This window comes from Kocuria sp. KSNUG, from assembly GCF_049532735.1.
Lineage (GTDB): Bacteria > Actinomycetota > Actinomycetes > Actinomycetales > Micrococcaceae > Kocuria > Kocuria rhizophila.
Genome location: NZ_CP150981.1, coordinates 1,180,728 through 1,194,596 on the forward strand (window position 1 = coordinate 1,180,728; position 13,869 = coordinate 1,194,596).

Consider the following 13,869-nt stretch of genomic DNA (forward strand, 5'->3'; position numbering starts at 1 on the left):
ACACATGTCTTTCATGAAGCAGAGCTCTGCCCGTCACCGCGCTGAGACCCAGTCCCACGTGGTGCGCAACACCACCGTTGCCACCATCGCGGCCGGCGCGGCCGTGGCCGGCATGACGATGCCCGCTCAGGCCTCCAGTGACATCGTGGAGCTGGGCTCCACCTCGTCCTACAGCGCCGACACCTCGCTGGGCGCCTACAACGCCTCCTACACCACCCCGGCCCCGGATGCCATGGCGTCCGGCTCCGGCGTGAGCACGCAGTCGAACCACGCCGCAGGCGGCCTCGTGGGCGATGCCTACGCCGGCATCGGCGGCGCGTACGTGTGGGGCGGCACCGGCTACAAGGCCTGGGACTGCTCCGGCTTCACCCAGTCGGTCTACGCCCAGAACGGCATCAACATCCCCCGCACCACCTGGGCCCAGTTCGCGGCCGGCACCCCCACCTCCACCCCGCAGCCCGGTGACCTGGTCTCCCAGAACGGCGGCTCGCACGTGGGCATCTACATCGGCAACGGCCAGATGATCTCCGCCCTCAACTCCGCCCAGGGCACGCAGATCCACTCTGTGAACGCCATGCAGCTGGACGGCTACTACACCTTCCGCTGATCCAGTGCACCTGCGGCGCCCTCGGGCGCCGCAGGTCCCGATCCAGTGAGAAACACGGCACGGCGCATCGGCCCGCACCCGGGCGGTGCGCACGTGCTCGCACGAACTGACATCAGAAGACATCGCCAACCCGCCCTCCCTCGGTGAGTTGCGGCAGCACTGCGCTGCCCGACGACCACCGCACATCTCCGTGCCCTGGGCGGACACGAACGTGTTAGGAAACCACACGCATGACGAACGAAACCACCACTCAGTCGGCCAAGGGTCTGTTCGCGGGCAAGGCTCGCACCGTGGCAGCCGTTGCCGCCTTCTCCGGTCTGGCTCTCGCCACCACCGTGTCGGTGCAGGCCACGCAGAACGCTTCCGACGAGCAGGCTCCCGCCGCCGCCGTGTCCGAGGCTCCCGCCTCCGAGAACACCGTCTCCGCCGAGCCGGCCGCCAAGGCTGACAAGGCCGAGAAGGCTCCCGCCAAGAAGGCCGAGCCCGCCAAGGCTCCGGCCCAGCCCGACGTGGTGCAGGCCGCCCCCGTCGCCGAGGTGACTCCGGTCGAGGCGCCTGCGGCTCCCCAGGTGGCTCCCGCCGCCCAGACCGTGACCCCGGTCGCGGAGCAGGCTCCGGCTCCGGCCCAGGGCCGCCACGCCGCGCAGCCCACCCAGCAGACGCTGCAGGCCGAGGCCGCCGCCGAGCAGGGCAACGCCATCTACAACTACGGCGCCCCCCAGACCGGCTACGCCCCCCAGGCCGGCTACACCGCTCAGACCGGTTACACCGCTCAGACCGGTTACACCGCTCAGACCGGGTACGACACCACCGCCAACACCGGCAAGGTGACCACGCAGTCCAGCACCACCCCCAAGCAGGCCAAGGCCGCGTCCAGCACCCCGGCTTCCGGCCAGGGCCAGGCCATTCTGAGCGCCGCTGAGGGCCAGATCGGCGTCAACCAGGACTGCACCGCCCTGGTGAGCAACGCACTGGCAGCGGTGGGCATCAACCACCACGGCTGGCCCGCCAGCTACAAGTCCCTCGGCACCCCGGTCTCCGCCGCTGAGGCCCAGGCCGGCGACATCGCCTACTACGCCGACGGCGGCGCCGGTGTGGCCCACGTGGCCATCTACGCCGGCAACGGCCAGGCCATCCACGGCGGCTGGAACGGCAACCAGACCGTGAAGACCACCGCCAACGTGGGCTCCGGCCCGGAGTACATCCGCGTCGGCTGAGCTCCCCCGAGTTCGGCACCGCGCTGATCGGCGCGGTGCCACACCTCGAAACGAGTCGGGACCGGTTGTGTACCCGCTCCCGACGAGGACGAGATGAATGCGTACGGACCCTGATGACCACAGGGTCCGTACGTTTTTCTCGTCTCTGCATACCTTTGCATGCCTCTGCGTCCCTCTGCGCCACTGCCGCGCAGTACGCGCCGGCCACGGGACCAATCATCCCGTTCGTCCACCGCGGGCTGCCGGGGCCAGCGTGCGGGTGACGTCCAGGGGACGGGATCTAGAATGGACGCCATGTCCACCGATTTCTCGAGCGCAGCCAGAACCCCCCAGGACCAGGAATTCACCTACTACGCCGTGGGGATGGTGGCCGGGGCGGTTCCCGGCATCATCGTGGGATTCATCGTGGCGGCCTTCGCCGGCCACGCGGCCATGTGGCTGTCTGTGTTCGGCGGTCTCGGGATCATCGTGGGTCTCGTGCTGGCGGCGCTCATCTTCCGCCGCCGCCGTGCCTCCGCCCCCGAGCGCGAGGAATCAGGGGCCCTCGCCCCGGACGCCTCTCAGCAACCCGGGGCGGACTCCACCGCCACGCCGCCGACCCACCGCTCCTGACGTCGACCACGCGGAGCCGTAACCAGCCGCGTACCCTCACTTCGGCGGAACAGCGCCACCCGCGTGCCCTCACCTCGTAGGAATGATGCGACCCGGGTGCACTCACCTCGGCAGAGTGGTGCCAGCCTGGTGAAGAGTGGGTCGGCCATGAATCCCCTCGGCGCGCCGCCCCTCCCCGTTGCTCACTGCCCGGTGAGCAACTGGATCTCCCGTGCCACATTGCGCCGGGCCTGCGTCTCCCACAGTGCCACCGCGGTGTCGTGGTGGAACAGGCGGGGACTGGACAGCAGATTCTGCAGCACCTCGGCGCGGGCGGCCCGGAACTGGCTCTCGGGGACGTCTGCGTACTCCCGGCGCACGTCCGCGCGGTAGCGCTCGTACTCCTCCGCGGTGCCCCCGAGCACGGCAAGATCCGCGTCCACGAGCAGGCACGCGTCCCGGTCCGTGGGATCCGGCCGGTGCGCCACGGTGACCATGACGAGCTCTGCGACCCTGTCCGCAAGGCCGGCCGGCCACGGCTCCGCAGCTCCTGGACCCCGTCCTTCGCGCGGGGCCGCCCGTACCCCGGACCCGGGGGCGGCGTCGCCCTCCCCGCTGCCCTCCTGGACGGGGGAGCGTCCCGCCCCGCCGCGGCCGGCAGGCGGGGGTGACTCCGGTGCGCACCCGTCGGGGCCCAGCAGCTGCCGGGCGAGGGCCGCCGAGTCCTTCTCGTCCTCGCCGGCCCGCCCCCGGTGCACGGCGTCGTGGAACCATGCCGCCAGCACGAGCTCCTGGGACGGGCGCCCGTCCGTGAGCAGATCCACCGCCTCCAGCACCTTCAGCAGGTGGGCGGGGCCGTGGTAGGCACGGTGCGGTTCGAGCCAGCGCTCCAGCAGGTGCGAGCCCAGGTCGGGATGCCCCGGAACGTGCCGCTCCCAGCGGCGGGTGAGGGCCGGGGCCAGCTTGACCGGGCGGCGTCGTGCGGGGACCCGCAGGCCGCTGCGGATCAGGATCCGCGCGAGGTCCTTGCCCTCCACCGCGACCGCGCCGAGGGCCAGGGCGTCTGCGAGGCGGTGCGCGGGAATGTCGTAGTGGTCCTGGTCGAACGCCCGCACGGACACGCCCAGGCGTGAGGCGAACTCGTGCAGCTCGGCCAGGGACTGGTCCGAGACGAGGTGGGAGAACACGGTACCGTGGGCGGGCCAGCGCGGGGGATCGATGAAGACCGTCATGGTGACCATTGTGCGCCTGACTCGCGGGGTGGGTCCCCCGCGGATAAGCTGGTGCAGTATTGCCCTCGTAGCTCAGGGGATAGAGCACGGCTCTCCTAAAGCCGGTGTCGTTGGTTCGAATCCAATCGAGGGCACGAACGATGCCCTGCCCGGTCCCGGGCGGGGCATCCGTCGTTCGGCGGTGGAGCAGTCAGCCCCGTGGACGCTGGCCGGGCAGCTCGCCCTCGGAGAAGGCGTTGATCTTGCGGCGCACCACGGAGACGCTCACGAGCACCGCAATGAGCAGCAGGAGCGCGGTCAGCACCCAGCGGGTGACCACCAGGCCGGAGGCGAGCGCCACGGCGCCGCTGTCCTCGGGGTGCGCCACGGCGGCGTCGAGCGCGGCGTTTCCCGCCAGGAAGACCACGGCGTACGCCAGGACCACGGACCAGTAGAGCCATTTCCGGGCTCGCTGCGGGGTGTTGAGACCGGTGAACAGCAGCCATCCCAGGCTCAGCAGCAGGGGCGTGAACAGTCCGGTGGTCGCGTGCACACCCTCGTAGGAGGCGATGCCCTCCGCGCCCAGTCCGCGCGCGAAGGCGGCGATGTGCTGGGAGTCGAAGCCGCCGGGCATCAGCTCGGGAGCGGTCACCCCTCCGGCCAGGTTCCCGGACACGCCCTGCAGGACGAGCAGGTGGTAGTACAGCCAGAGCGCGATGCCCACGAAGAACGCGACCCCCACGAGGATTCCGGCGGAGGAGCCCTTGGTGGGGTCCGCGGCGAGCTGCCCGTCCCGCATCTCGTGGACGCTCACGGGGCGCACGGAGGCTCCCTGGGTGCTCGTGGATCCGGCCGGGGCAGCACCCGCGGCCTGCCCGTGCTTCCTGGCCTTCTGCGCTCTGGTCATACCCATGGCTCCATTATCCCCCGGGGCGTACTGTGAATCGAAGACGGGTACCCACTCTCGACGACGAGGTGGAGGACAGGTGCCCCCGGCGGGCACCGCGAAAGGTGGTGACGGTCATGGAGCTCTCCATCGGCCTTCCGGACGGTCTGCTCATGAACGCGGGTGACGGCTCGGAGCTCACGCTGTACGAGGCCGACCACTGCACAGTGCGCCGCAGGATCGACTGCTCCGTCCTCAAGGGCGCCCGCATGGCCGACATCGTCTGGTCCCACAAGCTCTCCGCCGTGGTCGCGGCGGTCCCCGAACGCCACCGGCTCTACCGCTGGGACGCCTACACGGACGAGCTCCAGGAGTGGGCGGGCACTGGAGAGCCCGGCCGCAGGGACGGCACGCTCGGCCAGGCCACGTTCGCGGCCACCGTGTCCATCACGGAGGCCGGGGACGGCACACTCTGGTTCGTGGACCGGGACTCCTCCTCGCTGCGGCGCATCGACATCAACACGGACCGGCCCGACGGCGCGCCCCACGTGGTCACGGTCGTCGGCAGGCACGGGGCCGGGTACCGGGACGGTGCGGCGTCCGAGGCCGCGCTCGACCATCCCCAGGACCTGCAGATCCTCTACGACGGCTCCGTGGTGGTGGCCGACACCGGCAACCACGCCCTGCGGCACGTGGACACCTCCGACGGCGAGGTCACGACCATCTTCGGGGGCCCGGAGCAGGTGCTCGACGAGCTGAGCGACGACGACCTCGTGCTGGAGGCTCCCGTGCGGGTCACCGTGGCGGACTCCCACCTCTGGGTCGAGGACGCGAACGGCCGCCACCAGGTGGAACCCCGGTACGTCTGACGGGCTGGCAGTCGTGCGGTGCCGCACACCGGGGCCCGGCCCCGGCTGCCCGTCGCCGACGAGGCCACCGTGCGGGTCCGCGCCCGGCTGCGCGTCCGAGCCGCTGGATAGACTGGGCGCACCATGGACTACCTCTCTGACAACCCCCTGCTCTCTGCCTCGTCGGTGCGTTCCCCGGCCGGTGGCGCCTCTGCCGAGCCGTCCGACGCCGCGGCGTCCCCGGAGCAGCTCGTGGCGGGGCTCAACGACCCGCAGCGCGCGGCGGTCGAGCACGCCGGCTCGCCCCTGCTGATCGTCGCGGGCGCGGGGTCGGGCAAGACGAGGGTGCTGACCCACCGGATCGCGCACCTGCTGGCCACCGGTCGGGCCGGCCGTGGTGAGATCCTGGCCATCACGTTCACCAACAAGGCCGCGGCGGAGATGCGCGAGCGGATCGTGGAACTGGTGGGGGACTCCGCCCGTTCCATGTGGATCTCCACGTTCCACTCGCTGTGCGTGCGGATCCTGCGCCGCGAGGCCAAGACCCTGGGACTGAGCACGAACTTCTCGATCTACGACTCCGCGGACTCCCTGCGGCTGATCACCCAGGTGGCCAAGCAGCACGAGCTGGACCCCAAGCGCTTCGCGCCGAAGGCCATCCAGCACAAGATCTCCGCGCTGAAGAACGAGCTCGTGGACGACGAGACGTACCTGGCGCGGGCCAGCTCCACGGACCCCTTCGAGTCTGCGGTCGCGCAGGTGTACCGGGGATACACCCAGCGGCTGCGCGCGGCCAACGCCATGGACTTCGACGACCTGATCGGCGAGACCGTGCACATGTTCCGCGCGTTCCCCCAGGTCCTCGAGTACTACCGGCGGCGGTTCCGCCACGTGCTGGTGGACGAGTACCAGGACACCAACCACGCCCAGTACGCCCTGGTCCGGGAACTCGTGGGAGGAAACTCTCCCGGTCACACGGACGAGTCCGGGATCCCCGCGGCCGAGCTCACGGTGGTGGGCGACTCCGACCAGTCCATCTACGCGTTCCGCGGGGCGGACATCCGCAACATCACGGACTTCGAACGGGACTTCCCGTCCGCGCGCACCATCCTGCTGGAGCAGAACTACCGCTCCACGCAGAACATTCTCTCGGCCGCCAACGCTGTGATCTCGCAGAACGCGGACCGCCGTGAAAAGAAGCTGTGGACGGCCGAGGGGGACGGCGCGCCCATCGTGGGCTACGCGGCGGAGAACGAGCACGAGGAGGCGCGGTTCATCGCGGAGGAGATCGACCGCCTCCAGGACGAGCACGGGATCCGCCCCGGGGACGTGGCCGTGTTCTACCGCACCAACGCCCAGTCCCGCTCCCTGGAGGAGATCCTCATGCGGGTGGGGCTGCCGTACAAGGTGGTCGGGGGCACGCGCTTCTACGAGCGCAAGGAGATCAAGGACGCCATCTCCTACCTGCGGGCGATCGCCAACCCCTCGGACGACATCACCGTGCGCCGGATCATCAACGAGCCCAAGCGCGGGATCGGCGACCGTGCCCAGGGGTCGATCGCCGCGCTCGCCGAGCGAGAGGGGATCTCGTTCTCCGCGGCCATGCACCGGCTGGACGAGGCCCCGGCCCTGGCCACCCGTTCCGCCAACGCGATCCGCTCGTTCTCCCAGCTCATGGACGACCTCGCCGAACTGGCGGAGGGGGCGTCCGTGGCCGCGGTGCTGGAGGCCGTGCTGGAGCAGTCCGGCTACCTCGAGGCCCTGCGCACCTCCACGGATCCCCAGGACGAGTCCCGCGTGGAGAACCTCGCCGAGCTCGTGGCCGTGGTGCGCGAGTTCGAGAAGGACCACCCGGACGCGGGGCTCGGCCAGTTCCTCGAGCACGTGGCCCTCGTGGCGGACGCGGACCAGATCCCCTCGCGGCCGGACACCGCCGGGGAGGGCGCGGCCAGCGCCCAGCAGATCGCGGCGGAGGTCGAGGAGGCCCGGTCGCTGGGGGTGGTCACCCTCATGACCCTGCACACCGCCAAGGGGCTGGAGTTCCCCGTGGTGTTCCTGACCGGCATGGAGCACGGGATCTTCCCGCACCAGCGCAGCTTCGCGGATCCCTCGAGCATGGAGGAGGAGCGCCGGCTCGCGTACGTGGGCATCACCCGTGCCCGGCAGCGGCTCTACATCACCCGGGCGGAGTCCCGCTCCATGTGGGGGCAGTCCCAGTTCAACCCGGCCAGCCCGTTCCTGGACGAGATCCCCGCGCACCTGATCGACTGGAAGCGGGAGGGCTCCGCCACGGCGGGGGGCTGGGGGTCACCCGTGCACTCCGGGGGCCCGTCCAGTTCCCGGGATCCGCTGCGGGGGTCGTCGTGGGGCGCCGCCGCCGGATCCGGAGCCACGTTCCGTCGCCTCTCCCCGGCCTCGGCGGGCAGGGTGCAGCCGCAGAAGGAGATCCCCTCCCTGAACGTGGGGGACACCGTGGAGCACAAGGCCTTCGGCCGCGGCTCGGTGGTCGCGGTGGAGGGCAACGGGGACAAGACCGTGGCCAAGGTGCGCTTCGGGGCCGAGGAGAAGCGGCTCCTGCTGCGCTACGCCCCCATGGCCAAGGTCTCGTGACGGAGCGGGCGCGGGTGCTCGGGACCGCGTCAGATGAGGGCGTAGACCAGGACCGTGAACGGTGCGGTCACGCGCAGGGACTCCCCGGAGCGCACGTGCAGCATTCCCAGCAGCACGCTGGCCACGAGCGTGCTCAGCCCCGCGGCCTGTCCCCGGGACAGCAGTGCCACGGTGCCCATGCACACCCCGGTGACCAGCCCGCCCCACGGGATCCACCGCGCGCCCCGGAACGTGGCCACGCCGAGCACGGCCCGGTGCGAGTAGGCCAGCAACCCGGCCACCACGAGGCAGCGCCCGACCAGGTACACGAGCCACGCGGCCATCGCGAGCCAGGCACCGCCGCCGTACTGCGCGTAGAGGTCCAGGAACCGGTCCACCGGGGCGAAGCCCCACGGCAGCCCCACCACGGCGGGCAGCGCGATCGCGGTGACGACGGCGGCCGCGAAGTACCCGAGGACGGCTCGCCAGGCGCGGTGGTCCGGCCCGTCCGCCCGCTCACCCGCGGGTCGGTCCGGGGGCAGGGGGTCCAGACCGCGGCGTCGGCACCAGAGCACGAGGGCGCGCGCCAGCAGCAGCCACACCGCGCCGAGCCCCACCCAGGTCAGGCACTGCCAGCCGAGGGGGTAGAGCGACGGGACGTCACCCGTGAGGGTCAGGTAGGTGCCGTCGACCACGAGCTCGAGCCCCAGGGCCACGAACGAGAACGTGGCGAGCGAGGCCATGAACCCGTGGTCCGCTTCCCGGGCGTCCCAGACGTCCGGCAGTCCGATCCATTGCATGGACCCAGTCAACCAGGCGATCCCGGGTGGCAGCGCATCGTGGGCTGTGGGTTCACGCGGGCCCCGGTGGGGCGAATCGCCGCGCCATGGACTAAAATCACAGTGAGGGCACTGTGAGCGCAGCGCTGCGCCGCATCCCCCCACATCAGGTCGCTCCAGCCGGGGGTTCCCGGCGCGGAACGACACACCTCGACGCAGAAGGACACTTATCCGTGGACCTGTTTGAGTACCAGGCACGCGACCTGTTCGAGAAGCACGGTGTCCCCGTGCTGGCCGGCATCGTCGCCACTACCCCAGAAGAAGCCAAGGCAGCTGCTGAGAAGATCGGCGGCGTGACCGTCGTCAAGGCCCAGGTCAAGGTGGGCGGTCGCGGCAAGGCGGGCGGCGTCAAGGTCGCGAAGTCCCCCGAGGAGGCCTTCGAGTACGCCCAGCAGATCCTGGGCATGGACATCAAGGGCCACACCGTGCACCGCGTGATGATCGCGCAGGGCGCGGACATCGCCGAGGAGTACTACTTCTCCGTCCTGCTGGACCGCGCCAACCGCTCCTACCTGGCCATGTGCTCGGTCGAGGGCGGCATGGAGATCGAGCAGCTGGCCGTGGAGCGTCCGGAGGCCCTGGCGCGCGTGGACGTGAACCCCGCCGAGGGCATCACCGAGGCCAAGGCCCGGGAGATCGTGGAGCAGGCCAAGTTCGACGCCGAGACCGCCGCCAAGGTCGTGCCCGTGCTGGTCAAGCTGGGCGAGGTCTACGCCAAGGAGGACGCCACCCTGGTGGAGGTCAACCCCCTGGTCAAGACCGGTGACGGGGAGATCCTCGCGCTGGACGGCAAGGTGTCCCTGGACGACAACGCCGAGTTCCGCCACGAGGACCACGCCGCGCTCGCGGACAAGACCACGGCCGATCCCCTGGAGGAGAAGGCCAAGGAGAACGACCTCAACTACGTCAAGCTGGACGGCGAGGTCGGGATCATCGGCAACGGCGCCGGCCTCGTGATGTCCACCCTGGACGTCGTGGCCTACGCCGGCGAGAAGCACGGGGACGTGAAGCCCGCCAACTTCCTGGACATCGGCGGCGGCGCCTCGGCCGAGGTCATGGCCGCGGGCCTGGACGTCATCCTGGGCGACCCCCAGGTGAAGTCCGTGTTCGTCAACGTCTTCGGCGGCATCACCGCGTGCGACGCCGTGGCCAACGGCATCGTCAAGGCCCTGGAGATCCTCGGCGACTCCGCCACCAAGCCCATCGTGGTGCGGCTGGACGGCAACAACGTGGACGAGGGTCGCGCGATCCTCCGCGAGGCCAACCACCCGCTGATCACCACCGCGGACACCATGGACGCCGGCGCCGACAAGGCCGCCGAGCTCGCCCACTCCGCCAAGTAACCGCCCACGAGCAGAGCTACCAGGAAGAAGACATGTCGATCTTTTTGAACAAGGACTCCAAGGTCATCGTTCAGGGCATCACCGGCGGCGAGGGCACCAAGCACACCGCACGCATGCTCGCGGCCGGGACCCAGGTCGTGGGCGGCGTCAACGCCCGCAAGGCCGGGACCACCGTGAACCACCAGGACAAGGACGGCAACGCCGTCGAGCTGCCGGTCTTCGGCTCCGTGGCCGAGGCCATGAAGGAGACCGGCGCGAACGCGTCGATCGTCTTCGTGCCGCCGGCCTTCTGCAAGGACGCCGTGATCGAGGCCATCGACGCCGAGATCCCGCTGGTCGTGGTGATCACCGAGGGCATCCCCGTGCAGGACTCCGCCGAGTTCTGGGCCCACTCCCAGGCGAACACCGGTGCGGACGGCAAGCCCAAGACCCGCATCATCGGCCCCAACTGCCCGGGCATCATCTCCCCGGAGGAGTCGCTGCTGGGCATCACGCCCGCGAACATCACCGGCAAGGGCAAGCTGGGCCTGGTCTCCAAGTCCGGCACCCTGACCTACCAGATGATGTACGAGCTGCGTGACCTGGGCTTCACCACCGCCATCGGCATCGGCGGCGACCCGGTCATCGGCACCACCCACATCGACGCCCTCGAGGCGTTCGAGGCGGACCCCGAGACCGAGGCCATCGTGATGATCGGCGAGATCGGCGGCGACGCCGAGGAGCGCGCCGCGGACTTCATCAAGGCCAACGTCACCAAGCCCGTGGTGGGCTACGTGGCGGGCTTCACCGCTCCCGAGGGCAAGACCATGGGCCACGCCGGCGCCATCGTCTCCGGCTCCTCCGGAACGGCCCAGGCCAAGAAGGAGGCCCTCGAGGCCGCCGGGGTCAAGGTCGGCAAGACCCCCTCGGAGACCGCGCAGCTCATGCGGGAGATCTTCGAGACCAAGTGAGTCGCGCCCGGCTCCGTTCGGGACCCGCGCTGAGAACGACGCCGCTCGCCCACCTCGGTGGGGGAGCGGCGTCGTTCTCGTTGCGGGCGGGTGGTCGCTCCGGGGGCGGGCCGGTCGGGTCTCAGGCCAGCACGATGGTGCGGTTGCCGGAGACCACCACCCGGCCCTCCGCGTGCCACTTCGCCGCCCGGGACAGCGTCTGTGCCTCGGCGTCCGACCCCACGGCCACAAGATCCGCGGGGGTGTGGGCGTGGTTCACGGGAATCACGTCCTGCGCGATGATCGGGCCCTCGTCCAGGTCCGGGGTGACGTAGTGGGCGGTGGCCCCCACCATCTTGACGCCGCGCTCGTAGGCCTGGTGGTAGGGCTTGGCCCCCTTGAAGGACGGCAGGAACGAGTGGTGGATGTTGATGCAGCGTCCCGCGAGCTCCCGCGTGAGCTCGTCCGAGAGGATCTGCATGTAGCGGGCCAGCACCACGAGCTCGGTGTCGTGGGCTGCCACGAGGCGCAGCAGCTCCGCCTCGGCCTGGGGCTTGGTGTCCCGGGTGACGGGCACGTGGTGGAAGGGCACGCCGTAGAAGTCCACGAGCGGGCGCAGATCCGTGTGGTTGGAGACCACGGCCACGATCTCCACGGGCAGCGAGCCCACGTGCGCCCGGTGCAGCAGGTCCGCCAGGCAGTGGGAGATCTTGGAGACCATCACCAGCACCCGGGTCTTCTTGCGGGCGTCCACCAGCCGGAAGCGCATGTCGTGCTCCTGGGCCACCGGGCGGAAGCCCTCGATCAGCGACTCGGTGGTCACGGTGCCCGGCGCGCTGATGGTGTGGCAGCGGATGAAGAACCGGTCGTCGTGGCGGTCGGAGAAGTGCTTGACGTCGAAGATGTCGCAGCCCTGGCTGGTGAGGTTGGAGGCCACCGCGCTCACGAGGCCGTAGGCCTCGGGACAGTGGGCGGTGAGGACGTGCTCGTCGGGCGTGGAGGGCTGGGCCGACATGAAAGGGATGCTCCTGGGGTCACGGGACGGATCGGTGGTCCGCGGGGCGGCAGGGCCGCGGCACCGTGGACCGGCGTCGATTTTATCGCCGGGACAGGGGCGTTATCGACCGGTGGCCGCGTGAGCGGACGGTAGGAGCCCGTCCGGCGCGGGGAGAGGTGCGCCTCTGTGAGAGAACCAGCGGCCACCGGCAGGCGATAACGCCTCAACGGGATCGAGCCGTGGGCTGAGCGGCTACCGACGCACAGCACCGGCCACAGTGCACCCCCCAGTGCAGGTGTGGCGGTTTCCCTGTGCGAAGTCTCCCGTTGCAGTGGTTCAGCGAACCACGAGTCCAGAATATCCGAATTTCACAGATGGCTCGGAGGCTGTGCAGAATCAAAGAACCGCTTTACCTACACGGGTACCCCCGCCCTTCGCGGGTGCGAGCGGACCGGGCGTCGAGAACCCTGCTGTGACTAGGGCAAACGCAGAAAGTAAATGATATCCCTACTATTTACCTCTGCGAATTGCCATATTTCTCGAGCCAAGCCGATGCACTTGTGGGCCCTAGAGGGGACAATACTTTCCGTGGACTGCGGCGATGCGCTTCGCGCCCGCGAGAGCGGGTCAGGCCACCCCGGTGTTGAACACGAGCCCCAGCAGGTAGGTGGCCACGGCCGCGCCGTAACCGATGCCCAGCTGCCGCAGGCCCCGCTTGAGCGGGGAGGCGCCGGAGAGCAGACCCACGAAGCCACCCGTGACCAGCAGGGCCATTCCCACGAGGACCATGGCCACGACCATGGCCACTCCGCCCGTGAGCCCGAAGATGTAGGGCAGGATCGGGATGATCGCTCCCGAGGCGAAGAAGCAGAAGCTGGACGCCGCCGCGCCCAGGTCCGTGCCGAGGGCCTCGTGCTCGCCGGAGCCCGCGGCGTCGTCGTCGCTCTCCTGTCCAGGGTCCGCGGCACGGCGGGCCTTCTCGTCCTGGAACGAGAGTGAGGGGTCGCAGTCGCAGTCGTAGTGGCCGAGGCGTTCCGCGGCGCGGTGCTCCGCGGCCTCCTCGCTCATGCCGCGGGCCCGGTAGATGAGGGTGAGCTCGTTCTCGTCCAGGTCTAGGGACGGGGCGACCCGGAGGGTCACCTGGGTGGGTTGCGAGGCGTCCAGCAGCTCGCGCTGGGAGCGCACGGACACGTATTCGCCCGCCCCCATGGACAGTGCGCCCGCGAGCAGCCCGGCGATGCCCGAGAAGAGCACCATCGAGCTGGACGTGCCGGTGGCCCCCACGCCCATGACGAGTGCGAGGTTGGACACCAGGCCGTCGTTGGCGCCGAACACCGCGGCGCGGAAGTTCCCCGAGAGCCGGGTGCGGCCGTCGGTGGCCAGCGCCCGGATGATCTCCTCGTGCACGGCCTCGTCCGCGGCCATGGCCGCGGTGGCGTCGGGGTCCTCCCGGTACGGGGAGCGGGACTCGGCGCGCTGCAGCAGCGCCAGGACGAAGACCGAGCTGACGTGCTTGGCCAGGAACATGAGGATGCGCGCCTCGAGGCCGGGGCGGACCGTGCGCTGCGCGTGGGGTCCCAGGAGCCGGCGCCAGTGCTCCGCGTGGCGCCCCTCGCCCTCGGCCACCCGGTGCAGGATCTCCGCGTGGCGCCCGGTGCTGTGGCGGGCCAGGTGCTCGTAGGTCTGCGCCTCGGCAAGCTCGTCCGCGAGGTAGTGGCGCCACCTGCGGATCTGGGCGGGGGTCGGTTCGGCGGTTCCGGGCACGGGGGAGTGCGTGCTGGTGGGCTCAGGCATGTCTCCGGATCATACGCA

At 70.4% G+C, this 13,869-nt stretch carries 12 protein-coding genes and 1 tRNA gene; 8 read left to right on the forward strand and 5 right to left on the reverse strand.

Annotated features, from left to right (window positions below; translation table 11 throughout):
* Positions 1–4 precede the first annotated feature (4 nt).
* The 3 genes from AABM36_RS05095 to AABM36_RS05105 all read left to right on the forward strand — a co-directional run bounded on the left by AABM36_RS05095 (position 5) and on the right by AABM36_RS05105 (position 2,436).
* Positions 5–607, forward strand: a complete 603-nt coding sequence (locus AABM36_RS05095) for a C40 family peptidase (RefSeq protein ID WP_423447680.1) — start codon at positions 5–7, stop codon at positions 605–607.
* 230 nt (positions 608–837) lie between these two features.
* A complete protein-coding gene (locus AABM36_RS05100) occupies positions 838–1,824 on the forward strand; it encodes a C40 family peptidase (RefSeq protein ID WP_019310237.1) in 987 nt (328 codons plus the stop codon).
* A gap of 294 nt (positions 1,825–2,118) precedes the next feature.
* Positions 2,119–2,436: a hypothetical protein gene (locus tag AABM36_RS05105; protein WP_047978769.1), complete on the forward strand. Its 318-nt coding sequence runs from the start codon at positions 2,119–2,121 to the stop codon at positions 2,434–2,436.
* Between the two features lie 182 nt (positions 2,437–2,618).
* On the opposite strand, the gene AABM36_RS05110 is transcribed toward AABM36_RS05105, so the two are convergent.
* Positions 2,619–3,647 carry a DUF4031 domain-containing protein gene (locus AABM36_RS05110; RefSeq protein ID WP_029603262.1) on the reverse strand — a complete coding sequence of 343 codons (1,029 nt, stop codon included), beginning with the start codon at positions 3,645–3,647 and terminating at the stop codon, positions 2,619–2,621.
* A 61-nt stretch (positions 3,648–3,708) separates the two neighbouring features.
* Here AABM36_RS05110 and AABM36_RS05115 point away from each other — a divergent pair.
* Positions 3,709–3,781: transfer RNA gene (locus AABM36_RS05115), tRNA-Arg, on the forward strand.
* Positions 3,782–3,837: 56 nt separating this feature from the next.
* Here AABM36_RS05115 and AABM36_RS05120 read toward each other — a convergent pair.
* Positions 3,838–4,533, reverse strand: a complete 696-nt coding sequence (locus AABM36_RS05120) for a hypothetical protein (RefSeq protein WP_019310234.1) — start codon at positions 4,531–4,533, stop codon at positions 3,838–3,840.
* Between the two features lie 116 nt (positions 4,534–4,649).
* Here AABM36_RS05120 and AABM36_RS05125 point away from each other — a divergent pair, with 116 nt between their 5' ends.
* Positions 4,650–5,381 (forward strand): integrase, encoded by a 732-nt coding sequence (locus AABM36_RS05125; protein ID WP_237708732.1) that lies wholly within the window; start codon positions 4,650–4,652, stop codon positions 5,379–5,381.
* A gap of 123 nt (positions 5,382–5,504) precedes the next feature.
* A complete protein-coding gene (pcrA, locus tag AABM36_RS05130; RefSeq protein ID WP_423447683.1) occupies positions 5,505–7,970 on the forward strand; it encodes a DNA helicase PcrA in 2,466 nt (821 codons plus the stop codon).
* Between the two features lie 29 nt (positions 7,971–7,999).
* Here the strand turns inward: pcrA and AABM36_RS05135 are convergent, their stop codons facing one another.
* Positions 8,000–8,749 (reverse strand): hypothetical protein, encoded by a 750-nt coding sequence (locus tag AABM36_RS05135; RefSeq protein WP_423447685.1) that lies wholly within the window; start codon positions 8,747–8,749, stop codon positions 8,000–8,002.
* 212 nt (positions 8,750–8,961) lie between these two features.
* On the opposite strand from AABM36_RS05135, the gene sucC reads away from it, so the two are divergent.
* Both sucC and sucD read left to right on the forward strand, forming a co-directional pair.
* Positions 8,962–10,131, forward strand: coding sequence for an ADP-forming succinate--CoA ligase subunit beta (gene sucC, locus AABM36_RS05140; protein WP_039100878.1), 1,170 nt, complete (start codon positions 8,962–8,964; stop codon positions 10,129–10,131).
* Positions 10,132–10,163: 32 nt separating this feature from the next.
* A complete protein-coding gene (gene sucD / locus AABM36_RS05145) occupies positions 10,164–11,081 on the forward strand; it encodes a succinate--CoA ligase subunit alpha (protein WP_047978763.1) in 918 nt (305 codons plus the stop codon).
* Positions 11,082–11,202: 121 nt separating this feature from the next.
* Here the strand turns inward: sucD and purU are convergent, their stop codons facing one another.
* Entirely contained in the window at positions 11,203–12,075 is an 873-nt protein-coding gene (purU, locus tag AABM36_RS05150) for a formyltetrahydrofolate deformylase (protein ID WP_047978764.1), read from the reverse strand.
* 609 nt (positions 12,076–12,684) lie between these two features.
* Positions 12,685–13,851 carry a VIT1/CCC1 transporter family protein gene (locus AABM36_RS05155; protein ID WP_259920086.1) on the reverse strand — a complete coding sequence of 389 codons (1,167 nt, stop codon included), beginning with the start codon at positions 13,849–13,851 and terminating at the stop codon, positions 12,685–12,687.
* Positions 13,852–13,869: the final 18 nt, after the last annotated feature.

Excerpts from the sequence above, each read along its gene's own strand:
- AABM36_RS05110 (WP_029603262.1), bottom strand. The coding sequence starts at position 3,647 with ATGACGGTCTTCATCGATCCCCCGCGCTGGCCCGCCCACGGTACCGTG.
- AABM36_RS05155 (WP_259920086.1), bottom strand. The coding sequence starts at position 13,851 with ATGCCTGAGCCCACCAGCACGCACTCCCCCGTGCCCGGAACCGCCGAA.
- AABM36_RS05135 (WP_423447685.1), bottom strand. The coding sequence starts at position 8,749 with ATGCAATGGATCGGACTGCCGGACGTCTGGGACGCCCGGGAAGCGGAC.
- AABM36_RS05105 (WP_047978769.1), top strand. The coding sequence starts at position 2,119 with ATGTCCACCGATTTCTCGAGCGCAGCCAGAACCCCCCAGGACCAGGAA.
- pcrA (WP_423447683.1), top strand. The coding sequence starts at position 5,505 with ATGGACTACCTCTCTGACAACCCCCTGCTCTCTGCCTCGTCGGTGCGT.
- AABM36_RS05125 (WP_237708732.1), top strand. The coding sequence starts at position 4,650 with ATGGAGCTCTCCATCGGCCTTCCGGACGGTCTGCTCATGAACGCGGGT.
- AABM36_RS05100 (WP_019310237.1), top strand. The coding sequence starts at position 838 with ATGACGAACGAAACCACCACTCAGTCGGCCAAGGGTCTGTTCGCGGGC.
- AABM36_RS05095 (WP_423447680.1), top strand. The coding sequence starts at position 5 with ATGTCTTTCATGAAGCAGAGCTCTGCCCGTCACCGCGCTGAGACCCAG.
- AABM36_RS05120 (WP_019310234.1), bottom strand. The coding sequence starts at position 4,533 with ATGACCAGAGCGCAGAAGGCCAGGAAGCACGGGCAGGCCGCGGGTGCT.
- purU (WP_047978764.1), bottom strand. The coding sequence starts at position 12,075 with ATGTCGGCCCAGCCCTCCACGCCCGACGAGCACGTCCTCACCGCCCAC.
- sucD (WP_047978763.1), top strand. The coding sequence starts at position 10,164 with ATGTCGATCTTTTTGAACAAGGACTCCAAGGTCATCGTTCAGGGCATC.